General features: G+C 69.1%; 22 protein-coding genes. 14 read left to right on the forward strand and 8 right to left on the reverse strand.

Going from position 1 to position 21,909, the window contains the following annotated elements; genetic code table 11:
- Window position 1 precedes the first annotated feature (1 nt).
- Window positions 2-1,006: a tryptophan--tRNA ligase gene (gene trpS, locus ABN273_RS02065; protein ID WP_349446855.1), complete on the forward strand. Its 1,005-nt coding sequence runs from the start codon at window positions 2-4 to the stop codon at window positions 1,004-1,006.
- A gap of 60 nt (window positions 1,007-1,066) precedes the next feature.
- Here trpS and ABN273_RS59360 read toward each other — a convergent pair whose 3' ends face one another.
- The 4 genes from ABN273_RS59360 to ABN273_RS02080 form a co-directional block, all read right to left on the reverse strand.
- Entirely contained in the window at window positions 1,067-1,354 is a 288-nt protein-coding gene (locus ABN273_RS59360; protein ID WP_502910925.1) for an alpha/beta hydrolase, read from the reverse strand.
- 13 nt (window positions 1,355-1,367) lie between these two features.
- Window positions 1,368-1,583 (reverse strand): hypothetical protein, encoded by a 216-nt coding sequence (locus tag ABN273_RS02070; protein WP_349446856.1) that lies wholly within the window; start codon window positions 1,581-1,583, stop codon window positions 1,368-1,370.
- Between the two features lie 77 nt (window positions 1,584-1,660).
- The gene (locus ABN273_RS02075; RefSeq protein ID WP_349446857.1) at window positions 1,661-2,851 is read right to left on the reverse strand and encodes a helix-turn-helix domain-containing protein; all 1,191 of its coding nucleotides are present in this window, start codon (window positions 2,849-2,851) and stop codon (window positions 1,661-1,663) included.
- A 220-nt stretch (window positions 2,852-3,071) separates the two neighbouring features.
- Entirely contained in the window at window positions 3,072-3,197 is a 126-nt protein-coding gene (locus ABN273_RS02080; RefSeq protein WP_349446858.1) for a hypothetical protein, read from the reverse strand.
- A 354-nt stretch (window positions 3,198-3,551) separates the two neighbouring features.
- On the opposite strand from ABN273_RS02080, the gene ABN273_RS02085 reads away from it, so the two are divergent.
- Entirely contained in the window at window positions 3,552-3,758 is a 207-nt protein-coding gene (locus tag ABN273_RS02085) for a hypothetical protein (RefSeq protein ID WP_349446859.1), read from the forward strand.
- 32 nt (window positions 3,759-3,790) lie between these two features.
- Entirely contained in the window at window positions 3,791-4,741 is a 951-nt protein-coding gene (locus ABN273_RS02090; RefSeq protein ID WP_349446860.1) for a YihY/virulence factor BrkB family protein, read from the forward strand.
- Here ABN273_RS02090 and ABN273_RS02095 read toward each other — a convergent pair.
- Window positions 4,730-5,839 (reverse strand): D-alanyl-D-alanine carboxypeptidase family protein, encoded by a 1,110-nt coding sequence (locus ABN273_RS02095; protein ID WP_349446861.1) that lies wholly within the window; start codon window positions 5,837-5,839, stop codon window positions 4,730-4,732. The genes ABN273_RS02090 and ABN273_RS02095 overlap by 12 nt on opposite strands.
- A gap of 83 nt (window positions 5,840-5,922) precedes the next feature.
- Between ABN273_RS02095 and ABN273_RS02100 the strand changes: the two genes are divergently transcribed.
- Window positions 5,923-6,168: an SCO4848 family membrane protein gene (locus ABN273_RS02100; RefSeq protein ID WP_349446862.1), complete on the forward strand. Its 246-nt coding sequence runs from the start codon at window positions 5,923-5,925 to the stop codon at window positions 6,166-6,168.
- On the opposite strand, the gene ABN273_RS02105 is transcribed toward ABN273_RS02100, so the two are convergent.
- The gene (locus ABN273_RS02105) at window positions 6,140-7,492 is read right to left on the reverse strand and encodes a peptide ligase PGM1-related protein (protein ID WP_349446863.1); all 1,353 of its coding nucleotides are present in this window, start codon (window positions 7,490-7,492) and stop codon (window positions 6,140-6,142) included. The two genes, ABN273_RS02100 and ABN273_RS02105, sit on opposite strands and share 29 nt — an antisense overlap.
- Window positions 7,493-8,061: 569 nt before the next feature.
- Here ABN273_RS02105 and ABN273_RS02110 point away from each other — a divergent pair.
- Window positions 8,062-9,213 (forward strand): amidohydrolase, encoded by a 1,152-nt coding sequence (locus tag ABN273_RS02110; RefSeq protein ID WP_349446864.1) that lies wholly within the window; start codon window positions 8,062-8,064, stop codon window positions 9,211-9,213.
- Window positions 9,214-9,435: 222 nt separating this feature from the next.
- On the forward strand, window positions 9,436-9,810 hold the full coding sequence (locus ABN273_RS02115; RefSeq protein ID WP_349446865.1) for a hypothetical protein: 375 nt from the start codon (window positions 9,436-9,438) through the stop codon (window positions 9,808-9,810).
- Window positions 9,811-10,236: 426 nt separating this feature from the next.
- Here ABN273_RS02115 and ABN273_RS02120 read toward each other — a convergent pair whose 3' ends face one another.
- Window positions 10,237-12,081, reverse strand: a complete 1,845-nt coding sequence (locus tag ABN273_RS02120; RefSeq protein ID WP_349447174.1) for a Xaa-Pro dipeptidyl-peptidase — start codon at window positions 12,079-12,081, stop codon at window positions 10,237-10,239.
- Window positions 12,082-12,389: 308 nt separating this feature from the next.
- Between ABN273_RS02120 and ABN273_RS02125 the strand changes: the two genes are divergently transcribed.
- The 6 genes from ABN273_RS02125 (at window position 12,390) to ABN273_RS02150 (ending at window position 19,218) form a co-directional block, all read left to right on the forward strand.
- Entirely contained in the window at window positions 12,390-13,457 is a 1,068-nt protein-coding gene (locus ABN273_RS02125) for a BMP family lipoprotein (RefSeq protein WP_349446866.1), read from the forward strand.
- An 83-nt stretch (window positions 13,458-13,540) separates the two neighbouring features.
- A complete protein-coding gene (locus ABN273_RS02130) occupies window positions 13,541-15,127 on the forward strand; it encodes an ABC transporter ATP-binding protein (RefSeq protein WP_349446867.1) in 1,587 nt (528 codons plus the stop codon).
- The gene (locus ABN273_RS02135) at window positions 15,127-16,269 is read left to right on the forward strand and encodes an ABC transporter permease (protein WP_349446868.1); all 1,143 of its coding nucleotides are present in this window, start codon (window positions 15,127-15,129) and stop codon (window positions 16,267-16,269) included. Before ABN273_RS02130 ends, ABN273_RS02135 begins: the two co-directional genes overlap by 1 nt.
- Window positions 16,266-17,546 (forward strand): ABC transporter permease, encoded by a 1,281-nt coding sequence (locus tag ABN273_RS02140; protein ID WP_349446869.1) that lies wholly within the window; start codon window positions 16,266-16,268, stop codon window positions 17,544-17,546. Before ABN273_RS02135 ends, ABN273_RS02140 begins: the two co-directional genes overlap by 4 nt.
- On the forward strand, window positions 17,543-17,941 hold the full coding sequence (locus tag ABN273_RS02145; RefSeq protein ID WP_349446870.1) for a cytidine deaminase: 399 nt from the start codon (window positions 17,543-17,545) through the stop codon (window positions 17,939-17,941). Before ABN273_RS02140 ends, ABN273_RS02145 begins: the two co-directional genes overlap by 4 nt.
- Entirely contained in the window at window positions 17,941-19,218 is a 1,278-nt protein-coding gene (locus ABN273_RS02150) for a thymidine phosphorylase (RefSeq protein ID WP_349446871.1), read from the forward strand. Before ABN273_RS02145 ends, ABN273_RS02150 begins: the two co-directional genes overlap by 1 nt.
- A gap of 108 nt (window positions 19,219-19,326) precedes the next feature.
- Here the strand turns inward: ABN273_RS02150 and ABN273_RS02155 are convergent, their stop codons facing one another.
- A complete protein-coding gene (locus ABN273_RS02155; protein ID WP_349446872.1) occupies window positions 19,327-19,713 on the reverse strand; it encodes a MarR family winged helix-turn-helix transcriptional regulator in 387 nt (128 codons plus the stop codon).
- A gap of 135 nt (window positions 19,714-19,848) precedes the next feature.
- Between ABN273_RS02155 and ABN273_RS02160 the strand changes: the two genes are divergently transcribed.
- Window positions 19,849-21,216 carry an MFS transporter gene (locus tag ABN273_RS02160; RefSeq protein WP_349446873.1) on the forward strand — a complete coding sequence of 456 codons (1,368 nt, stop codon included), beginning with the start codon at window positions 19,849-19,851 and terminating at the stop codon, window positions 21,214-21,216.
- 103 nt (window positions 21,217-21,319) lie between these two features.
- The gene (locus ABN273_RS02165) at window positions 21,320-21,907 is read left to right on the forward strand and encodes an AMIN-like domain-containing (lipo)protein (protein WP_349446874.1); all 588 of its coding nucleotides are present in this window, start codon (window positions 21,320-21,322) and stop codon (window positions 21,905-21,907) included.
- Window positions 21,908-21,909 lie beyond the last annotated feature (2 nt).

Genomic DNA, 21,909 nt, shown 5'->3' on the forward strand with positions numbered 1-21,909 from the left:
TATGGCCAGACCTCGTGTTCTCTCCGGCATCCAGCCCACTGCGGACTCCTTCCACCTGGGCAATTACCTGGGTGCCGTCCGCCAGTGGGTCACGCTGCAGGAGACCCACGACGCCTTCTACTGCGTGGTCGATCTCCACGCGATCACGGTGCCGACCGAGCCCGACGCGCTGCGCCGCCGCTCCCGCGTGGCCGCCGCCCAGCTCTTCGCCGCCGGCCTCGACCCGGAGCGGTCCACCGTCTTCGTGCAGTCGCACGTACGCGAGCACACCGAGCTCGCGTGGATCCTGATCTGCCTCACCGGCATGGGCGAGGCGGGCCGGATGACCCAGTTCAAGGACAAGTCGGCCAAGTTCGGCGAGAGCGCGGCCAGCGTCGGCCTCTTCACGTACCCGATCCTGCAGGCCGCCGACATCCTGCTCTACCAGGCCGACCGCGTCCCGGTGGGGGCCGACCAGAAGCAGCACCTGGAGCTCACCCGCGATCTGGGCCAGCGCTTCAACCACCGCTTCGGCGACACGTTCACGCTGCCGGAGCCGTACATTCTCAAGGAGGTCGAGAAGATCACCGACCTCCAGGACCCGACGGCGAAGATGTCGAAGAGCTCCTCGAGCCCCGCCGGCATCCTCGACGTCCTGGAGCAGCCCGGACCGCTGCGCAAGAAGGTCATGCGGGCGGTCACGGACACCGGCACCGAGGTGCTGTTCGACGAGGAGAACAAGCCGGGCATCTCCAACCTGCTCCGCATCCAGTCCGCGCTGACCGGCACGCCCATCCCCGAGCTGGTGACCCGCTACGAGGGACAGGGGTACGGCACGTTCAAGAAGGACGTGGCGGAGGCGGTGGCCGACACGTTCACGCCCATCAGGGAGCGTACGGAGAAGCTGCTGTCGGACGAGGCGGAGCTCGACCGGCTGCTGGCCATCGGCGCGGAACGCGCGTCGGCGGTGGCCAGGCAGACCATGGCCGAGGTCCGCGACAAGGTCGGCTTCCTCCCCACCCGGTAACCGGCACCGGGCTCGTGCGCGTTCAGCGCACACGCACGAGCCACGGCTCCGCTGAAGCGATCAGAACGAGAAGTGCCAGCCCGGCGTTCCGGGCAGCGGAGTGACGGGCTCCATGAGCGTCCTGGTCTCAGCGGGCGGGACGGCCGGGCAGCGGGTCCCGGGCGCCGGCAGGGTCTGCGAGATCAGGTAGGCGTCGGTGGCCTCTGTGGCGCACGTACCGCGGCGGTAGACGATGCGGCCCCAGCCCTCGTACGTGAGCAGCCGGCCAGAACGGCCCAGCTGGTGGCCGGTGCTCAGGGAATCGGGCGGAAGTATGAATTGCCGGATCCTTGGCGAGGATGGCGTCAGGGGGACCGTGGTCTTAGCCGCGCAGGGCCTGCCCGGGCTGGCTCGGTGCCGCCCGGTGCACCCGCAGCAGGGCCCGCAGGGCGGCCAGGGTCGGCCGGGTGAGCCGGATGTCGCCGTGAGTGGCGGTCCAGCCCAGACGGTCCCGCCGGAACGACCATCCGGGGAACTCCCGCGTAGCCTCCTGAAGCAGTCGTTCCATGACGAAATCGGCACTCGGCGCACTGGTCATGAGCGCAGCGTGTCACTCCAGCCCCGTTCCGTGACGAACTCGAGCAAGAGAACTCCCCGTTCGCCGCGACCGAACTCCTAGTTCGGGATGTCGTGCCGTTCGGCGAGATAGCGGACCTCCGGCGCCCACGACGGGCGCGCCCGCCGGGCCAGCGAGCGCACCATCTCCCTCAGCAGGAGCTTGTGGTCCAACTCCTCCGGGCTCTCACGCTCGATCCGCAGCAGGTGGAGCAGGCTGGCGGCGTCGTCGCCCACGTCCTCGCAGGCGCGGGCGACCTGGCTCAAGTGGGTGGTGCGCCGCTCGATGGACGGCGTACGCCGCAGGTCGATGTCGTCGGCGATCTGCAACACCGCCTCCGGGCGGCCGGTGTCGCTCTCGATGCTGGCCATGTGGATGGCGACGTTGGTGGGCCCGAAGAAGGCCAGGTCGTAGACGCCCGACCCGTCCTCCACGCGCTGCGCGAGCTGCGCGGCGGGCCCGCGTACCCGCTCCCTGGCCTCGTCGTCGTTGCCCCCGCGGGCCGCGCTGACCGCGGCGAGCAGGTGCAGCGCGCCGAGCGCCTTGATGTGGCGGTCGTCGCCGTCGGCGACGTGCGGCTCCAGCATCTCGAGGCCACGCCGGGCGACGTCGTACGCGATCTGGTGCATGTCGTCCGACAACATCGACTGTCCCAGATTCCAGTACGCCCACGCGCGGATCAGCGGATCCGCCGTCTCCTCCGCGAAGCGCATGGCCCGGTCCGCCGCGAGATGCGCCAGGTCCACCCGCCGCAGGTGCTTGAGCACACCCCTGGCCAGCATGTACGTGTCCGACGCCACGCTGTGCGCCCGCGGCGTGCCCTCGAGCGCGAGGTTCTCGGCGTCGGAGATCAGGGACGGCAGGGCCGACATCAGGATCGAATAGCGGCGCGTCGAGGAGAACCAGGCGTTGCGCGCCGACGCCACCCGTTCGGCGAGTTGGTCGGCGTCGGGCGGCTCGATGTCGGGCGCCAGCGACCGGCACGTGAACAGGGCACGCTCGATGTCGCTGATCTGCGGCCTGCTGGGCTCGTGCGAGTCGCGCGGGGCCTCGCCCAAGAGCACGGCGGTCCGCACACCCAGCACTTTGGCGATCTCCCGGAGGAGGGGGAGCGAGGGTGTTCGCTTGCCGTGCTCGATCAGCTCGATGTGCCTGGGGGTGCAGCCGGACTGGGTCGCCAGCGCGGTGGTGCTCATTCCCCGCCGCTCGCGCTGGAGCCTGATCATCTGCCCGGTGCTGATTTCGGCCATGGGCGTGCCGCCTCCTGGGTCGGTCCCGACGTCCCATCAGGCTAGGGCTCAGGGAGATCGCCTGCCATGGATTCAGCCCTGCTCAGAGGAGCTGCCGCGGCGCGAATGGCGCTCCAGGAGGCGGGCCGGCAAACCCGACAACTGCTCGCGTTCCGGCCGGCTCAAAGGGGCCAGAACGTCGTCCTGAAGGCTTGCGACGAGGGCGTGCGGTCGCTCCGTACTAGCGGTAGCGGCGCCGGCCGACGTGGGAGAGGACCTTGCGCAGCGCGTCGGCCGCCTCGCGCACGACCTCGTCCGGGATCCCGGCCGCCCCCGGAGGTGAGGAACAGCGCCTTCGACAGCTCACTCGGCTTCATCCGGTACGGCGGCGCCGCCCGGCCGCGGGCCCCGCCAGGGCGGCGGGGATCCCGACGGGCCCGGAGACATGTTCAGCGTCTTCAGCCCTCTGTGTTTACGCGAGTAAAACGGACATCGGCGTAGCCTCGTCGCATGCCGGCCGAGGCCGGGATGCGATCTGGTGGAAGCCGACGCCGCGTCCGTCCGGTGAGCCGGGCGGACCGTGGGTGAGAGCCGCGTTGTCGGGGCCTGACTCCGCATTCCTGGAGGGAGTGCGGCTCTTGGGCCACCGCCCCGCCGGACGCTTTCCCGTTGGTGCGGACACCAATGGGGGCGGGACCGGGCGCCAGTCAGGCACCCGGCTGTGACTGAACATTACCGCCCACTTACTCTCAGTCGCAACCTGGCCACGATCGAGGGCGCCGTCGTGCTGAACGCCGACACCAGCTCGGTGGACACGGTTCTGGTCGCGGGGCGTGCGGTCAAGCGTGGTGGGCAGTTGCTCCACCACGACCTGACGGCGGTCCTCGCGACCCTCGCCGAATCGGCAGGTGTGGTCATGAGCGCGTGATCGCCGGATAGCAGGCCGCCGGGAGGCGCGTGATGGCGAGCTGGATGGAGCGGATCGAGGCGATCAAGGCCTGGGGCCGCGGCAAGGTGGACTCCTGGCGGGTCCGCAGCCTGTGGCTCGACCATCTGATCAGGGCGGTCCAGCGCTACCAGCTCCAGAACGGCGACCGGCTGGCGGGCGCGGTCACGTACTTCGCGTTCCTGTCGTTCTTCCCGTTGATCTCCCTCTCGTACGCGGTGCTCGGGTTCGTGGTGGCGACCAGCGAGACCACCAGGCAGGCGCTGGAGCAGGCGATCGTGGAACGGCTGCCCGGCATCGCCGCCCAGCTCAACCTCGAGGCCATCGGCAAGGCCAAGGAGGCCGCCGGGATCATCGGTCTGCTCGGCCTCCTCTACGCCGGGCTCGGCGCCCTCGACGCGCTGCGCGGGGCGTTGCGCGAGATGTCGATGACCACCACGCCGCCGCTCAACTTCTTCGTGGGCAAGCTCCGCGACCTGGCCTCGCTCATCCTGCTCGGGCTGACGATGATCACGTCCGTGCTGGTCGCGGGGTTCGCCACCACGGCCACGGACAAGGTCATGCACTTCGTCTTCGGCAGCGAGTCGCCGGTGGCCACCGGGGGGCTGCGGGCCGCGGGCGTGGCGGCGAGCGTGGGGGCCGACTGGCTGCTGTTCGTGATCCTGCTCGGGTGGGTGGCCAGGCCGACCCAGCCGTTCCGGGTGATCGCCAAGGGGGCGTTCCTGGGCGCGATCGGGTTCGGGCTGCTCAAGCAGGTGGCGACGTTACTGCTGGGGCAGACGCTGGGCAACCCGATCTACGGCACGTTCGCCGTCATCGTCGGGCTGCTCATCTGGATCAACTTCTCCGCCAGGCTGGTGCTCTACGTCGCCGCCTGGACAGCCACCGCCGGCTACTGCCCCCCGCCGGCCCCCTCTCCGATCCCGTCCTCGGGCGCGGGGCCGGCGGCGGCCTCAGGCGCGTGACCCGCCGCGGCGACGGCGGCGGATGCCGTACCCGAGCCAGATCAGCCCGAACAGCAACCCTCCACCGATCACCACGAACCCAATCAGATTGGTGGAATCGCTCTTTTTGGCGGTGTCGTTCAGGAGCGGCGGCTGGGCGGCCGGCGTGACCTGCGCGGCCGGGGCCGAAGCCCGCGGGGCGGCCTGGGCGTCCGGGGCCGGGTCCACGAGCTTCCCGACCGGCCTGGCCTTGCCTCTGACCGAGAAGCCCCAGTCGAGCAGTCCGGCCACCTCGTCCCAGAAGGAACCCTCGTGCCGCATGACGGTCACCACGATCGTGTGCCCGTCGCGGGTCGCCGCGCCGACGAAGCTGCCCAGGGCCTTGGAGGTCCAGCCGTTCTTGACGCCGATCATGCCCTGGTAGCGCCCGAGCAGCTTGTTGTGGTTGCTGATCTCGTAGTGGCCCCTGGGAGCGGGGAAGTTGGCGGTCTTGGTGCTGATGTATCCCCGGAACGCGGGATTGGCGAGGCCGGCCCGGGCGATCAGCGCCAGGTCGTACGCAGAACTGCTCTGTCCCGGCTTGTCCAGCCCGCTGGGCGTCTTGGCCACGGTGTCGTACGCCTGCAGCCGCTTGGCCTCGGCGTTCATGTCACGCATGGTCTTGGCCAGGCCGCCGTTCGTCTCCGCCAGTGCCATGGCCGCGTCGTTGCCCGACGACATCATCAGCGCCCTGAACAGGTCGTCGACCTTGTACGTCGCCTTGGGCGACAGGCCGACCGCCGAGCCCTCCTGGTTGCAGGCGTTGTCGCTGGGCCGGATCCTGCGGTTCTTGTCGAGCTTGGGAATGAGGGTGAGCGCGGTCAGCGTCTTGAGCGTGCTGGCCGGCAGGTAGCGCCCGTGGGCGTCCTTGGCCGCGAGCACGTCACCCGTCTCCACGTCGGCGATGACGTACGACGTGGCCTGGCTCTTGGGCGGCCTCTTGACGCCTTCGGGCGCCACCAGGCCGTGGCTGCCCAGCGCCTCGCCGCCGACCGGCGTGGTCGGCGCGGCATATGCGGTCCCGCCGGTGAGCGAGACTGAGGCGAGGAGTGCCGTGACCGGCACGATTTTCGTCCACATGGCGGTCTCAGCGTAGCTTCGTGTGAATGCCCATGTGGCGACACATCCCCCGAAGATCCACCTTTGATACAAGAGAGGCGCTGATGTCCCGAAAGATCGCCGGATTCCTCATCATCCTGGGCGTATTCATGATTTTCGAATGGGTGAACCTCGGGTTTAACTTGGCCGACGGGCATCCGACCAGCTTTTACGTGGTGCACGGCATCCTGATCGCGGTGAACATCGTGCTCGCCGTCGTGTTGGGGATCATCGGCTGGCGCGGTCTCCAGGGTGCCACGAAGAAGGCGCCCGGCGGGTCCGTCAAGGGCCGCACAGGAGACGCCGGGTGAGGGCGTGCAGTTCGTCGGCCTCCTCGCGCGAGTCGCCTATCGAGGTGAAGCCCAGCTTGCCGTGCTCGGGGATGGCCCCGAGCAGGTGGAAGACGTTTCCGGTGCGCCGCTCGGCGTCGAAGCCGACCCCGAGCCGCTCGGCCGTACGCATGACCTCGCCCGGGGTGCGCTCGCGTAGGCAGGAGGAGGAGCAGTTGTCGGTCGCGGTGTAGTACTTCGGCTGATTTCCGGACATGAGGAGGCCGGTGGCCGGGTCGTACGAGGCCCCGGTCGTCAGCACGGCCGCGCCGAGTGGATGCGTGGTGCCGCCGATCCGCAGGTTGATCTCGCACAGCAGCGCCGCGTACCCGGCGTCGGCCTTCAGCGCGAAGAAGTCCATCCCGAACAGCCCCACCACGCCCCGCTCCGCCAGGACGCGCGCGATCCGCTCGGCCGACGCGCCCACCTCGGCGCGGTACTCGGGCGCGGCAGGGAACGTGCAGCCCTGGTAGACGTGGCCGTTCGGGCCGCCGAGCACCTGGTCGTGCGTGGCCAGCACCCGGGCGTCGCCGCTGGGCGTGATGCGGGCCAGCGCGCTCGGGTAGTACAGCGGCCGGTGCTCGATGAACTCCTCGACCACCGCCCCGCGATCTCTGACCTTCGCGGTGAAGCTGTCCCAGGTCTCGCCGGCCGCCGAGAAGCTGGTCTGCGACCGGTCGGCCTTGGTGACGATCACGTTGCCGAGCCCGGAGTAGCCGTCGTTCAGCTTGACGATCACCCGCTCGCCCGGCAGGGCCTCCATCGCCTCCTCGAGTTCGAGCACTTTCCGCACGTCGCCGAAGCCCCGCGGCATGGGCACGCCCGCCTCGTGGCCGACCTCGCGCGCCCCGCTCTTGGAGCCGTAATAGGCCAGAGCGGTGGCCGGGCCGTAGAGCGGAACATTGAGTAACGAGGCGAGCTCCTCCTCGAGCTCGCTGAGGACGAACGGCACCAGCCAGGCGTCGCCCTCGATGGCCGCGCGCAGCTGCTCCAGCGCGTCGGGACGGGCGAGCAGGGACTTGGTCAGCGGCTGGGACCAGGGATCGTCGAGGCTGATCAGCGTGAGCCGCTTGGCGGCGTCATCCGGATCGGGCAGGAACGCGAAGTAGTAGTCGATGATGTCGGGATCGATGGGGGCAGAGGAGAGGTAGATCACCTTGACCCCGGGTTCGCGGAGCGTGAGCAGCAGGAACAGCAGGCGTTCCTCGTACGATCTGGCTCCCGTGATCCGGCGAAGCTCATCCTGCGGGAGGGAGAGCGAGGGTACGACCACCATGGTCCCCTCGCTCGGCTCGAAGATGCTCAACCCAGCATACTTCTCCCCGAACGGGATATTAGGGATCATATTGCGAGTGAAACACGCATTCTTCTCAAATGCAGCCAGCGCCGAAGTGGCATGACCATGACGGAAGGTGACAGGATTCGGAATCGCTGACCACGTTTGAACTGACAGCATCGGGTCATGATCTACTGATCCGTTGTGACTATTTCCGGGTCGCGTTGACGTTCACGTAACGTGACGACCGGTGGTTACGGTCATGCTGTCGGCTATCTTTAGGGTAGAAAACTCCCTGCAGGGCTAGCGGCGAGATAGAGTCAAGGCACTATCGGAGCGCCAGGTGGCCTACCGGCCTCGGCGTGTGCCCGACGCTTAGCTCACATGCAGTTGCACCCGTGACCCGGGCCTGAGTGCGCATTCGTAACAGTAGGCGGAGCGTGCACGTCTCATGGGGCGGCCGGGACGGTGACACTGAGTCAGATGTGTGAGGATGAAAGGCATTGGACATGTTGTCGAGAGTCGTTGAGGAAGAGTCGACTCCGGAGGGCCCGGCAGGACGCGATCTCGTCGGGCAGCTCGATGCCTTTCTCCAGAAGATGGAGCCTGAGCTCATCGCCTTCCGTCGTGACCTGCACATGCATCCTGAGGTCGCCTTCAACGAGCAGCGCACGACCGAGCGGATCGCCGAGCGGCTCGCGGGCGCGGGCCTGTCTCCGCATCTCCTGACGCGTGGCACCGGTTTGTGGGCCGACATCGGCGGCGAGGGCGGTCCGACCGTGGCGCTGCGTGCCGACATCGACGCCCTGCCGATGGAGGACGAGAAGACCGTTCCCTATCGTTCCAGGAACCGCGGTGTCTGCCACGCGTGCGGCCACGACGCTCACACGGCGATCGTCCTGGGGGTCGGCCTGTTCCTGGCCGAGCAGGCGCGCCAGGGGGCGCTGCCAGGGCGGGTGCGGCTGATCTTCCAGCCGGCCGAGGAGGTCGCCGGCGGCGCGCTCGAGGTCATGAAGGACGGCGGGATATCCGGCGTCGACCGGATCTTCGCCCTGCACTGCGATCCGCGCATCGACGTCGGGCAGCTCGGGCTTCGGGTGGGCCCCATCACCGGCTCCTGCGACCACATCAAGATCAAGGTGACCGGGCCCGGCGGGCACACGGCCCGGCCGCATCTGACCGTCGACGTCGTCTACGCGCTGAGCAAGCTCGTGACCGAGCTGCCCGCCGCGCTCTCCCGCCGGGTGGATCCGCGCTCCAGCCTGAGCCTGGTGTGGGGGCAGATCACCGCCGGGTCGGCCTTCAACACGATCCCCGACGAAGGCTTCGTGCAGGGCAGCGTTCGCTCGCTGGACGAGGCGGCGTGGCACCAGGCGCCGGACCTGATCAAGGCGCTGGTGGAGTCGGTGGCCGCGCCGTACGGCGTCGAGGTCGACCTCGACTACCGCCGCGGCACGCCGCCGACCGTCAACGAGGCCTCCAGCATCGAGATGCTCAGCAACGCGACGACGCGGGTGCTCGGCGGCACGGCCGTGGTTCCCACCCCGCAGAGTCTCGGCGGTGAGGACTTCTCCTGGTACGTGGAGTCCATCCCAGGGGCGCTCGCCCGGCTCGGCACGCGGGGCCCGGACGCGCCCGCGGTCGACATTCATCATCCGCTCTTCGACATCGACGAGCGGGCGATCGGCGTCGGCGTGCGTACCTTGGCCACCACCACCTTTACCTCGCTGTGGGAGGGTGCACAGTTGTGACTGTTTCGTAATCCGCACGACGACGTATTGCGCGAGCAGCAAACGGTCGAAAGGCGCTTTGTCCGACGCCGGCTACACCATTCAGACCAGGAGAATCGTCGCTCCGGTCGCCATGGCGGAGCTGGCCCGGTTCACCGACGGGATGGACATCTATCCGAGCGTCGGCAGATTGTCCGTGGACGGATTCATCGGCAGCTCGACGCCTTTTACGCGAGCGAGCGCATGTGCTGCCACCTGGACCTGACCGATGAGGAGCCGACGCTGGACCATGTCGCGCTGCTCATGAGGTTCGTCCGGGAGGCGGCGCCGAAGACGTTCTATTTCTCCTACGTCTTCAGCAACGTGCCGTCCAGTCCGTTCTTCCCCTCCGCGGCTTATGAGCGCCCGGGTTTCTCCGTCGGCCTGCAGCCGACGGACCTGGCCGCCGGCTGCGAGTCGCAGGAAGAATGGTTCGCGAGGATGCGGGCCGCCTGGGAGGAGATAGTCGCGGCGCTGGGAGACATGCCGGGCTTTCTGGGAATTGATTCCTCGGTCGCGCCCCTCGGCTCCGGGGCGGGCAGCCTCATCGACTTCGTCGGCAAACGCTGCGGCGACTGACCGTAACTTCTTGCACTCACTCGGCTACTGTGGGTATGGTTCGAGTGATCGAACGGGAAGGCGATAGCCAAGCCCCTCGGGAGATCGTGTCCTTGTCGGTACGGCTAGGCCGCCGGAACGGCGGTGACAGCGCGTGGAGACTCGGGGTTGCCCGGGTCGGTGAAGCGCGAACCCCCGCACTTGAGGGTGACGGGAAGAATCTCCACTGTTAACGGTGGAGAGGAGTTCAAGTACGCACCACCACGTTCGTCAAGCAGCACAATCCGAACCTACAATGCAGAGATCATCGACGCTCTGATCAGCCACTTCGACTCGGCCTGGGCATGCGTGACGCCCATTCTCAAGGCCGAGGAGCTCGAGCGGCAGACCCGGGCCATATGACGGCCGTCGCCGCCGCAGGCGCGGCGGCGACGACCGATCGTCACCTCAGAGGCCGAAGGCCACGGGCAGCCGCAGCGACGACTGTCCCGGCGAGAGCGTGATCCTGGTGCCCGGCGGGTAGCGCAGGGTGTAGTCGTAGTCGGTCGAGATGATCACCAGGCCCAGCCGGTGGCCCTTCTTGAACAGGTAGTCCGTCGGCTGGAAGTCCCAGGTGAACGAGTACTCCTTGCCGGGGCGCAGGGCCTCGGTCCGGTCGGCGCGGTGGCGGTTGCGGACGTCGAGCCACCCCCGCGTGACGATCTTGTACGGGGTCGTGGCCGTGCCGAGCGTCCTGAGCGTCGTGCAGCCCGTGTCACCCGGGACGCCCTGGCCGTAGCAGTAGGTCTGGCCCGTCGAGAGCAGGGTGCCGTTCGCGCGGACGTCCGTGCCGTAGTCCACCAGCAACGCCGTCAGGTACGGTGACGCGCCGTCCCTCAGCGAGGCCCGCACCGACACCGTGGGCGTGCCGGAGATCCGCACGTCGGCGGGCAGGTCGCCGGTCAGGTACGCCAGCCGGTTCGGATCTGTCCCGGTGGCCTCCACCAGCTGCTCGGCCGTCCTGACCTTCTGGTCCGTGAACGTCTCCTTGACCGATCGCGGGCTCGGCACCAGCCCCAGCTTCGAGCCCGAGCCCAGCCAGAGGGGCACCGTGGCCGAGCCGGGCAGCGGCCAGGAGGCGTGCTGCCCCCACTGGCCGGGCGCGAGCTCCACGTCGGCCTGAGGCTCGCGCATGATGCCCGAGTCGATCCCGTACAGCCAGTAGTCGAACCAGCCGTGCAGCTGGCGCAGCCACTCGGCCGCGCGGAAGTTGAAGGGGCTCATGTGGGTGCCCTGGTGCAGCCAGATCTTGCCTGGCACATGCCGCTTGGCCAGGGCGTACCACCACTGCGCGAACTGCTTGGTCTTGACGTTCCAGTCGTTGAGCCCGTGCACGAGGAAGACGCTGGCCTTGACCTTGCCGACGTCGTTCAGGTAGTTGCGGGCGTCCCAGAAGGGGCTGTAGTCGCCGGTGACGCGGTCCTGGGCCGCGGTGATCCCGTCGATCAGGGCGCCGCAGGCCTGCTGGCCGTTCTCCCTGGTGAGCACGTACTTGGCGAGCACGTCCAGGTCCTCGCCCTGGAATCCGCCGGGCGCGAGGACGCCGCCGTTGGCGCGGTAGTAGTCGTACCAGCTGGAGATCGAGGCGATCGGGACGATCGTCTTCAGGCCCTCGACGCCCGTCGCGGCGACCGCGTTGGGCAGCGTGCCGTTGTACGAGACGCCGATCATGCCGACCTTGCCCGTGGACCAGGTGGCCTCGACCGGGTTGCCGTCGGCGTCGAAGCCCTTGGCACGGCCGTTCAGCCAGTCGATCGCGGCCTTCGGGCCGGCCGTCTCGTTGCGGTCGCCGGAGGTGGGACAGCCGGTGGCGCGGCCGCTGCCGAGGTTCTCCACCAGCGCGACGGCGTACCCGCGGGGCAGGAAGTAGTTGTCGTAGTAGCCGTCGAACGGCCCGGCGGCCAGCTTGTTCGCCATCGCGACCATGGCGGGTAGCGGGTTGCCGTTCTCGTCCACGTCCACGGGGTGGTTGGCGACGTCGTTGCCGCCGGCGAAGTACGGGCTGGCCTCCATGATGACCGGGACCTTCAGCCCCTGGTCGGTCTCCTTGGGCCGCAGGATGTCCACGGCCACGCGGTCGGGCCTGCCGTCGTCGTCGCTGTCGGTCCCCTCGACCTCGACGAACACCGTCTGCTTGACGGCGTCGGCCCTGGAGAAGACCGGCTGGGTGGCATTGTTCTCGATCTTGATGGCCGGGGTGCCGGCGGTGGCGGGGGTGGTGCCGCTCAAGGCCGCGACGAGCAGCGCGGCCATGGGCACGGATAAGACCTTCCAAGGATGCATTTGGGACTCCAGATAAAGACTTCCACCGTCTGTCGGAATCTCCGTCATGATCCGCCTCGACACAAGAGGTCAAAGTTGGGCAAATCTTTCTCCGCGTCGCGACGTGTGTCCGAATCGTTCTTCAGGTCACGGACGCGAGTGATGTCGATAACGGAGCGGTTTCGACCCCGTGTGCCAGTTTGGTCCGCCCTGGTCAAGCAACTATCTTCCGTGCAGGTGCCGTACGTTCTTTGGGCCTGACAGCGGCGAGGACGACGGGGAAATGGAAGGGAGTCGCCTTGCTCGGCAAGCGATTCAACAGGATGGCGATCGGCTCCGTGGCCGGCGTCATGCTCATGGCAGCGGCGGCCTGCGGCGGCAGTGGTGGGGGTACCACGGCCAGCGAGGCGCCCAGCGCCGGCGCGAGCAGTGAGGCGCCGAAGGGCGCGCTCAAGGTGGGACTGGCGTTCGACGTCGGCGGTCGCGGTGACAAGTCGTTCAACGACGCCGCCTACGCCGGTCTGGAGAAGGCCAAGACGGACCTCGGCGCGGACATCAAGGAGCTGAGCCCGGCGGCCGACGGCTCCAACCGCGGTGACCTGCTGCGTCAGCTCGCCGACGCGGGCTACAACCCGATCATCGGTGTGGGCTTCGCCTACGGCGACGACATCAAGAAGACGGCGGCCGAATACCCGGACATCCAGTTCGCGGTCGTCGACTCCGCGTCCAACGGGCCCAACGTGACCGGCCTGCTGTTCGCCGAGGAGCAGGGCTCCTACCTGGCAGGCGTGGCCGCCGCGAGCAAGACGAAGGCCGACCACGTCGGCTTCGTCGGCGGCGTCGAGAACGACCTGATCAAGAAGTTCCAGGCGGGCTTCGTGGCGGGCGCGAAGTCGGTCAAGCCGGACATCAAGGTCGACATCAAGTACCTCTCGCCCGACGGCGACTTCAAGGGCTTCAAGGACCCGGCCAGCGGCAAGGTCGCGGCCGAGAAGATGTACCAGGACGGCGCCGACATCGTCTACCACGCCTCCGGCGACTCGGGCCTGGGCGTGTTCCAGGCGGCGGCCGCGGCCAAGAAGAAGGCCATCGGCGTCGACTCCGACCAGCGCCAGACGGTCAAGGAAGCCGACCTGCAGCCGGTCATCATGACCTCGATGCTCAAGCGCGTCGACGTCGGTGTCTTCGAGTTCATCAAGGCCTTCCAGGGCGGCGCCAAGGGCGGCAGCAACGTCACGTACGACCTCAAGGTCGATGGCGTGGGCCTGTCCACCACCGGCGGCGAGATCGACGACATCAAGGACAAGCTCGACGCGGCAAAGAAAGACATCGTCGACGGCAAAATCACGGTTCCGTCGAAGCCGTAATCGGGGTAGGAGTGACAGCTGAGGGCCCGGAGTCCTGACTTCGGGCCTTCTGTCTATCCCCCCGCCCCCCGCTAGGAGAGGCAATGAGTGCTGACACCCTGGCCACGGTGAAACCCGCCGTTGAGCTGGAGGGCATCACCAAGCGTTTCCCCGGTGTCATCGCGAACCACGACATTCGCATCACCGTCCAGCAGGGCACCGTGCACGCCATCGTCGGGGAGAACGGCGCGGGCAAGTCCACGCTGATGAAGATCCTGTACGGCATGCAGAAGCCGGACGAGGGCACCATCAGGGTCAACGGTGAGGAAGTGAGCTTCCGCACGCCCAGCGACGCCATCGACGTGGGCATCGGCATGGTCCACCAGCACTTCATGCTGGCCGACAACCTCACCGTGCTGGAGAACATCGTCCTCGGCGCCGAGCCGAAGAAGGGCGGCAGGCTCGACACCGCCTCCGCCAGGAAACGCATCACCGAACTGGCCGAGAACCACGGGCTGCGGGTGGACCCCGACAAGCTCGTGGAGGACCTCGGCGTCGGCGACCGCCAGCGCGTGGAGATCCTCAAGGTCCTCTACCGCGGCGCCCGCATCCTGATCCTCGACGAGCCGACGGCCGTGCTGGTGCCGCAGGAGGTCGAGGAGCTCTTCCAGAACCTGCGCGAGCTCAAGGCCGACGGCCTGACCGTCATCTTCATCTCGCACAAGCTCGACGAGGTGCTCGGCATCGCCGACGCGATCACCGTGATCCGGCGCGGCACCACGGTCGCGAGCGTGGATCCCGGCGAGGTCACCGCGCGCCAGCTCGCCGAGCTGATGGTCGGCAGCGAGCTGCCCACGCCCGAGACCCGCGAGTCCACGGTGACCGACGTCGTGGCGCTCAAGGTCGAGCACCTCACCGTGGAGGCCGACGGCCACCACCCGGGCGCCGACCTCGGCAAGCTGCGCGAAGAGGGCAAACGCCTGCTCCTCGACGACGTGTCGTTCGAGATCCACAAGGGCGAGATCCTCGGCATCGCCGGGGTCGAGGGCAACGGCCAGTCCGAGCTGATCGAGGCGATCATGGGCATCAGGCCCGCGCACGGCGGCATCGGGCTGGACGGGCAGGACATCAGCGCCTGGTCCACGCTCAGGCGCAGGGAGTCCGGGATCGGCTACATTCCGGAGGACCGGCACCGGCAGGGCCTGCTGCTGGAGGCCTCGCTGTGGGAGAACCGCGTGCTCGGCCACCAGACCAGGAAGCCCGCCCGCAGCGGCATCTGGATCAACCGCCGGGCCGCCAAGGCCGACACCGAGCGCATCGTCAGGGACTACGACGTACGCACGCCCAGCGTCGACACGCTGGCCCTGGCCCTGTCGGGCGGCAACCAGCAGAAGCTGATCGTGGGCCGGGAGATGAGCGGCGAGCCCAAGTTCCTCATCGCCGCCCACCCCACCCGCGGCGTGGACGTCGGCGCGCAGGCCGCCATCTGGGACCACCTGCGCAACGCCAGGGCGGCCGGCCTGGCCGTGCTGCTCATCTCGGCCGACCTCGACGAGCTGATCGGCCTGTCCGACACGCTGCGGGTGATCTACCGGGGCCGGCTTGTGGCCTCTCTCGATCCTTCCGACATCACGCCCGAGCGGCTGGGCGGCTACATGACCGGCGCCATCGCCGGAACTGAGGAGACGTGATGCCCGCCGGGCTCAACCGGGCGCTGCTCACCGTGGCGGGCGCCGTCATCGCCATCATCCTGGCGATCGGGATCTCCAGCGTGGCGATCGTCGCGGCTGGGGCCAGCCCGCTGGACGCGTTCGCCGCCTTCTTCGACTTCGGCGCGACCCCGCGGGCGGTCTCCAACGGCATCGCGGCCTTCGTCAACCGGGCGGTGCCGCTGTTCATCGCCGGTCTGGCGGTGGCCGTCGGCTTCCGCATGAACCTCTTCAACATCGGCGTCGAGGGCCAGTACCGGCTCGCGGCCATCGTCGCGGCGTACGTGGGCTCGACCTTCCAGGCGCCCGCGCCGATCCAGATTGGTGTGATCATCGTGGTCGCGGCGGCCGTCGGCGGCCTGTACGCGCTGATCCCCGCGGTCATGAAGGTGACCAGAGGGGTGAACGAGGTCATCGCCACGATCATGCTGAACTACATCGCGATCAACCTGGCCTCCTACCTCGTCCGCGGCCCCTTCGCGGGACAGCGGGCCCAGGGCCAGCTCACCACGACCACGCCGGCGCTGCCCGACTCCGGCATGTTCCCCAACCTGAACTTCCTGTTCGAGGGGCTCGGCCTGCTGCCGCCCACCCGCGGCGGCGGCCTGTGGGGCTTCCTGATCGTGGCGATCGTGCTCGGCGTGGCGATCTGGGTGCTGCTGGAGCGCACCAGGTTCGGCTTCAACGTCAAGGCCAGCGGCCTCAACGGCCCGGCCGCGCTCGCCTCCGGCGTGAACCCCAAGAAGATGGTCATCGCGGCGATGGTGCTGTCCGGCGCGATCGCCGGGCTCATCGGGCTGCCCGAGATCCTCGGCGACAAGGGCGCGTTCAACTCCAACTTCACCGCGGGCCTGGGCTTCCTCGGCATCGCGGTGGCGCTGCTCGGCAGGAACAAGCCGGTCGGCATCGCGATCGCCGCGCTGCTGTTCGCCTTCCTCGACCGGGCGCAGGGCGCGCTGCAGTTCGCGGACATCCCGCCGTCCGTCATCACGATCATCCAGGGCGTGATCGTCCTGCTGGTCGTCGTGGCGAACGAGGTGACGAACCGGCTGGCGCTCAGACTCGAAGAACGGCGGGCCGCCCAGCAGCTCGGCAGGAACACTCCGGTTGAGGTGGCAGCATGACCAGGCTTGGCAAGTACCACGTGGCGCTCGTCGGCGTCGCCGCGCTCATCCTGCTGATGTCGCTGGTCCGCGTCGTGTCCGGGCAGGACGACATCACCTCGTCCGGCACGTTCGCCGCCGCGCTGCTGCTGGCGGTGCCGATCGGCCTGGCCGGTCTCGGCGGCCTGTGGGCCGAGCGGGCCGGTGTGGTCAACATCGGCCTCGAAGGCATGATGGTGCTCGGCACCTGGTTCGCCGGCTGGGCCGGTTACCAGTGGGGTGCCGTGGCCGCGCTGCTGGCGGGACTGCTCGGCGGCGCGCTCGGCGGGCTCATCCACGCCGTCGCGACCGTGACCTTCGGCGTCGACCACATCATCAGCGGCGTCGCGATCAACCTGCTCGGCCCCGGCGTCACCCGCTTCCTGTCCGAGGTCCTGTTCAAGGAGGGCACCCCCGCGGCCGACGCCGGTGCGGGCATCACCAGCTCGCCCGCGATCACCTCGCCCGCGCCGTCGGTCAGCCTGCCGTTGCTGTCCGACGGGCCGGACCTGCTCGGCAAGCTGGAAGGCACGCACTGGTTCCTGCTCTCCGACCTCGCGGGCATCCTGCGCGGGCTCACGCACAATGTGAACGTGCTGGTCATCCTGGCGGTCCTGCTGCTGCCCCTGACGTTCTACGTGCTCTGGCGCACGGCGTTCGGCCTGCGGCTGCGTTCGGCGGGCGAGAACCCCTGGGCGGCCGAGTCGCTGGGCGTGAACGTCTATCTGATCAAGTACATCGCGGTCGTGATCTCCGGCGCGTTCGCCGGGCTCGGTGGCGTGTTCCTGGTCTTCGTCTCCACCAAGTACGTCGAGGGCCAGACGGCGGGGCGCGGCTTCATCGGCCTGGCCGCCATGATCTTCGGCAACTGGCGTCCCGGCGGGCTCGCGATCGGCGCCTCGCTGTTCGGCTACGCCGACGGCCTGCAGCTGCGCAGCACCGGGTCGATCACCTCGTTCTTCCTGTTCGGCGCCGTGCTGCTGCTCGTCTACCTGGGCGTCATGGTCCGCCGGCGGCTCGCGCCCGGCCGGCCCGCCGATCTGGCGGCCAGGGGCGCCAAGGAGTACACGCTGATGGCGGTCGCCGCCGCGGGCATGGTCGTGCTCTTCTGGCTCTGGCTGACCGTGGACCAGCTGCCGAACGAATTCGTCTTCATCACACCACACGTGCTCACGCTGCTCGTGCTCCTGGTGGCTTCGCAGCGGCTGCGGATGCCCAAGGCCGACGGCGTGCGCTATCGCCGGGGGGAGCAACATTGACCACCATCGACTGGGACGGCCTGCGGGACGCGGCCTCGCAGGCCATGCGTAACGCGTACGCGCCCTACTCGAAGTTCCCCGTGGGAGCGGCGGCGCTGGTGGACGACGGGAGGGTCGTCACCGGCTGCAACGTCGAGAACGCCTCCTACGGCGTGGGCCTGTGTGCGGAGTGCGGCCTGGTGTCGGCTCTCCAGTCGTCGGGCGGCGGCCGGCTGGTGGCCTTCACCTGCGTGGACGGCCACGGCGAGCTGCTGATGCCGTGCGGGCGCTGCCGCCAGCTCCTCTACGAGTTCGGCGGCGACGACCTGCTGGTCGAGACCGTGGACGGGCCGAAGCGGATGACGGAGATCCTGCCGTACGCGTTCGGCCCGCAGGACCTCAGCCGGAGCGCCTGATGGACGCCATCGAGGTCATCCGCGCCAAGCGTGACGGCGTGGAGCTGACCACGGCCGAGATCGACTGGGTGATCGACGCCTACACCCGCGGCGGCGTGGCCGACGAGCAGATGTCCGCGCTGGCCATGGCGATCCTGCTGAACGGCATGAACCGCCGCGAGATCGCCGACTGGACGCAGGCCATGATCCGCTCCGGCGAGCGCATGGACTGGTCCGCGCTCGATCGGCCGACCGCCGACAAGCACTCGACGGGCGGCGTCGGCGACAAGATCACGCTGCCGCTGGCCCCGCTGGTGGCGGCCTGCGGGGCGTACGTGCCGCAGCTCTCGGGCCGCGGCCTCGGGCACACCGGCGGCACGCTCGACAAGCTCGAGTCGATCCCCGGCTGGCGTGCCTCGCTCTCCAACGGCGAGATGCTGAACGTCCTGCGTTCGGCGGGCGCGGTCGTGTGCGCGGCGGGCTCGGGGCTGGCCCCGGCCGACAAGAAGCTGTACGCCCTGCGCGACGTCACCGGCACCGTCGAGTCGATCCCGCTGATCGCCTCGTCGATCATGTCCAAGAAGATCGCCGAGGGGACGGGCTCGCTCGTCCTCGATGTGAAGGTGGGCTCCGGGGCGTTCATGAAGACCCCTTCGGCGGCTCGCGAGCTGGCCGAGACCATGGTCGCCCTGGGGACGGACGCCGGGGTGCGCACGGTGGCGCTGCTGACGGCGATGGACCGGCCGCTGGGACGGGCCGTGGGGAACGCGCTGGAGGTCGCGGAGTCCGTCGAGGTGCTCGCGGGCGGTGGGCCCGCCGACGTGGTGGAGCTCACCGTACGGCTGGCGCACGAGATGCTGGAGGCCGCGGGGGTGTCCGGCAAGGATCCCGCCAAGGCTCTGGCGGACGGGTCGGCCATGGACGCCTGGCGCCGCATGATCCGCGCGCAGGGCGGGGATCCCGACGGGCTGCTGCCCCGTTCCGCGGAGACGCTGACGGTGGAGGTGCCCTCGTCCGGCATACTGACCCGGCTGGACGCGTACGCGGTAGGCCTGGCGGCGTGGCGGCTCGGGGCCGGGCGGGCGCGCAAGGAGGACCCCGTGTCGTTCGGGGCCGGGATAACGCTGCACGCCAAGCCCGGAGACCTGGTGCGTGCGGGGCAGCCGTTGATGACGCTGCACGCGGACGAGACGGAGCGGTTCTCGCGGGCTCTGGAGGCGCTGGAGGGCGCGTACGCGGTGGGGGAGACGGGCGAGGAGCTGCTTCCCCTGATCATCGACCGCATCACAGCGTCGTAGCCGTCCCCACGGTGATCCGAGGGGGCGTCCGGCCGTACGAGGTGCGCGGGCGTCCCTTCGGAGCGGCGCGCCTCTGAACGGCCCCGGTCGGTGGGACGCCGGGCGTCGTCAGCGGGCGAGGGCCGGGGCGTCGGCGAAGATCTCGGACAGGACGGCCCGCTGCGTGGGAAGGGCCTCCGCGTGGCGGGCGCGGCCCTCGTCCGTGATGCACACGAACACGCCGCGCCGGTCCGCGTCGCAGACCCCGCGTGACACGAGCGCGGCCTTCTCCAGGCGGGCCACCACCCGGGACAGGGCGCTCTGGCTCAGGTGGACCTCGTCGCAGAGCTCCTGGATGCGCAGCTTTCTGTCGTGATGGACGATCCGATCGAGCACCTCGAACTCGCTCGGTCCCAGCCCGTGCCGATCGCCCAGCTCACGCTCCAGCGCGCACATGGCCTTGGCGTGCTTGGCCAGGACGTAATGCCAGGTCTCGACCACGAACTCCTCGTCCATGTCGCGGAGGTTACCACTTCGCTAAATCTCATGCAACGGCATTAAATGCGTTTGCATAAGATGCGTCTGCATGTATTGTTCAGTTCCATGTCCTCTTCCTCATCCCGTTGGGGCGCGCTCGCCGTGCTCTGCGCAGTGATTTTCCTTGACGCCCTGGACGTCTCGATGGTCGGTGTCGCCCTGCCCGCCATCCAGCACGACCTGGGCCTGAGTACCTCGTCTCTGCAGTGGGTGGTCAGCGGCTACGTGCTCGGCTACGGCGGTCTTCTGTTGCTCGGAGGCAGGACCGCCGACCTGCTCGGGCGGCGCAGGGTGTTCCTGGTCGCCTTGGGCGTCTTCGCCGTGGCGTCGTTGCTCGGTGGCATTGTGGACGACGGCGGGTTGCTGATCGCGGCCCGGTTCGTCAAGGGGGTGGCCGCCGCCTTCACCGCCCCCGCGGCTTTGTCGATCATCACGACGACTTTTCCCGAGGGCCCGGAGCGCAACAAGGCGTTGAGCATCTTCACCGCCTGCGGCGCCAGCGGTTACTCGCTCGGTCTCGTGTTGTCCGGCCTGCTCACTGAGATCGGCTGGCGGTGGACGCTGCTGATGCCGGTGCCCGTCGCGCTCCTCGCGCTGCTCGTCGCGCCGAAGGTGCTGCGCGGCCGGGACGAGCGGGCAGAGGGCGGCCACGACCTGATCGGCGCGGTGCTGATCACCGCCTCCATGTTGCTGCTGGTGTTCACGGTCGTGCAGGCGCCCGAGGCCGGCTGGGCCTCGCTGCAGACGATCGGCTCGCTGGTGGGCGTGGCCGTGCTGCTCGGCCTGTTCATCCTCGCCGAGCTGCGGATGCGCCACCCGCTGGTGCGGCTCGGCATCCTGCGCTCCGCCCACATCGTCCGGGCCAACCTGGGGCTGCTGATCCTCATGGGCTCGTACGTCGCGTTCCAGTTCGTGGCCATGCAGTACTTCCAGAACCTCCTCGGCTGGTCGGCCCTGGGCACCGCCCTGGCGTTCCTGCCCGCGGGCCTGCTCGTCGCGGTCACCTCGACCAAGATGGGCGACTTCGCCGACAGGTTCGGCACCGGCAAGCTGATCGTCATCGGCTCCGCGGCGCTGGCCGGCGGGTACGCGATCTTCCTCGGCATCGACCGCACCCCGAGCCTGGGCGGCATGGTGATCCCGGGCATGATCCTCATGGGCATCGCGTTCGCGCTGTCGTTCCCCTCGCTGAACATCCAGGCCACCAACGGCGTGGACGACGACGAGCAGGGGCTGGCCTCCGGGCTGCTCAACACCTCCGGCCAGGTGGGCGGCGCGATCGTGCTGGCCGTGGTCACCGCCGTGCTCACCTCGGGCGGAGGCGGCGAGACGCTCTCGATCGGCGCGCTGCGCTCGGCGATCGTGGTGTCGCTGGTGCTGGCCCTGGTCGGGCTGGCGATCGCGGCGACCGGCCTGCGCGCCCGCAAGGCCGCGACCGTCACGGAGGCCGACGAGAACGTGCAGGTGTACGAGACCGTCTGACCGTCCTTCACCACGGGGCCCGCCAGTCCGGCGGGCCCCGTCTTTTTCATCCCAGTGTGCGGATCCGCCGCTTGCAGGCCCGTAACCTGGGCATCTACCGGGCATGCGCTCGTCATCCCCGTCCGCGCGCCGGTCGTCGCGCTGCCGCGCCGTCCTCCCGTTCGCCTGCCTGGCGCTGCTCACCGCCTGCGGCACGGGCACCCAGGCCGTCCTGACGGACACCCCGTCCGCCACCGGGACGGCCAGGCACGAGAGCGGCAAGCCGACGAGCACCGCCGAGGTGGACGTCCAGCGCGACGGCATCGAGCCCGCCGTGGTGACGGATGTGCGCTACGCCGCCCACGACACGTACGACCGCGTGATCGTCTACCTCGAGGGCGAGATCCCCGGATACAACGTCAGGTGGGTGGAGCAGTTCCTGGAGGAGGGCTCGGGCAAGCCCATCGAGGTGCGTGGCGGCGCGTACCTCCAGGTCACGCTCTTCCCGGCCAACGCCCACGACGAGAACGGCAAGCCCACGTGGGCCGGCGGCCCCGTCTTCCCCGCGGACCTGGGCAACCTCACCGACGTCGTCAGGACCGGCGACTTCGAGGGCCACGTCGGCATCGGCCTGGTGCTGGCCAGGCAGGCGGCGTTCCAGCTCAACGAGCAGGGCGATCCCAGCCGCCTGATCATCGACGTGGCACACTGACC

Origin of the sequence: Nonomuraea sp. B19D2, from assembly GCF_040137845.1 — a bacterium.
Taxonomy (GTDB): domain Bacteria; phylum Actinomycetota; class Actinomycetes; order Streptosporangiales; family Streptosporangiaceae; genus Nonomuraea.

Coding starts and splice junctions, on each gene's coding strand:
- trpS (WP_349446855.1), top strand. CDS start 2: ATGGCCAGACCTCGTGTTCTCTCCGGCATCCAGCCCACTGCGGACTCC.
- ABN273_RS02070 (WP_349446856.1), bottom strand. CDS start 1,583: ATGACCAGTGCGCCGAGTGCCGATTTCGTCATGGAACGACTGCTTCAG.
- ABN273_RS02075 (WP_349446857.1), bottom strand. CDS start 2,851: ATGGCCGAAATCAGCACCGGGCAGATGATCAGGCTCCAGCGCGAGCGG.
- ABN273_RS02090 (WP_349446860.1), top strand. CDS start 3,791: ATGGCGAGCTGGATGGAGCGGATCGAGGCGATCAAGGCCTGGGGCCGC.
- ABN273_RS02095 (WP_349446861.1), bottom strand. CDS start 5,839: ATGTGGACGAAAATCGTGCCGGTCACGGCACTCCTCGCCTCAGTCTCG.
- ABN273_RS02100 (WP_349446862.1), top strand. CDS start 5,923: ATGTCCCGAAAGATCGCCGGATTCCTCATCATCCTGGGCGTATTCATG.
- ABN273_RS02110 (WP_349446864.1), top strand. CDS start 8,062: ATGGAGCCTGAGCTCATCGCCTTCCGTCGTGACCTGCACATGCATCCT.
- ABN273_RS02115 (WP_349446865.1), top strand. CDS start 9,436: ATGTGCTGCCACCTGGACCTGACCGATGAGGAGCCGACGCTGGACCAT.
- ABN273_RS02120 (WP_349447174.1), bottom strand. CDS start 12,081: ATGGCCGCGCTGCTCGTCGCGGCCTTGAGCGGCACCACCCCCGCCACC.
- ABN273_RS02130 (WP_349446867.1), top strand. CDS start 13,541: ATGAGTGCTGACACCCTGGCCACGGTGAAACCCGCCGTTGAGCTGGAG.
- ABN273_RS02135 (WP_349446868.1), top strand. CDS start 15,127: ATGCCCGCCGGGCTCAACCGGGCGCTGCTCACCGTGGCGGGCGCCGTC.
- ABN273_RS02140 (WP_349446869.1), top strand. CDS start 16,266: ATGACCAGGCTTGGCAAGTACCACGTGGCGCTCGTCGGCGTCGCCGCG.
- ABN273_RS02150 (WP_349446871.1), top strand. CDS start 17,941: ATGGACGCCATCGAGGTCATCCGCGCCAAGCGTGACGGCGTGGAGCTG.
- ABN273_RS02155 (WP_349446872.1), bottom strand. CDS start 19,713: ATGGACGAGGAGTTCGTGGTCGAGACCTGGCATTACGTCCTGGCCAAG.
- ABN273_RS02165 (WP_349446874.1), top strand. CDS start 21,320: ATGCGCTCGTCATCCCCGTCCGCGCGCCGGTCGTCGCGCTGCCGCGCC.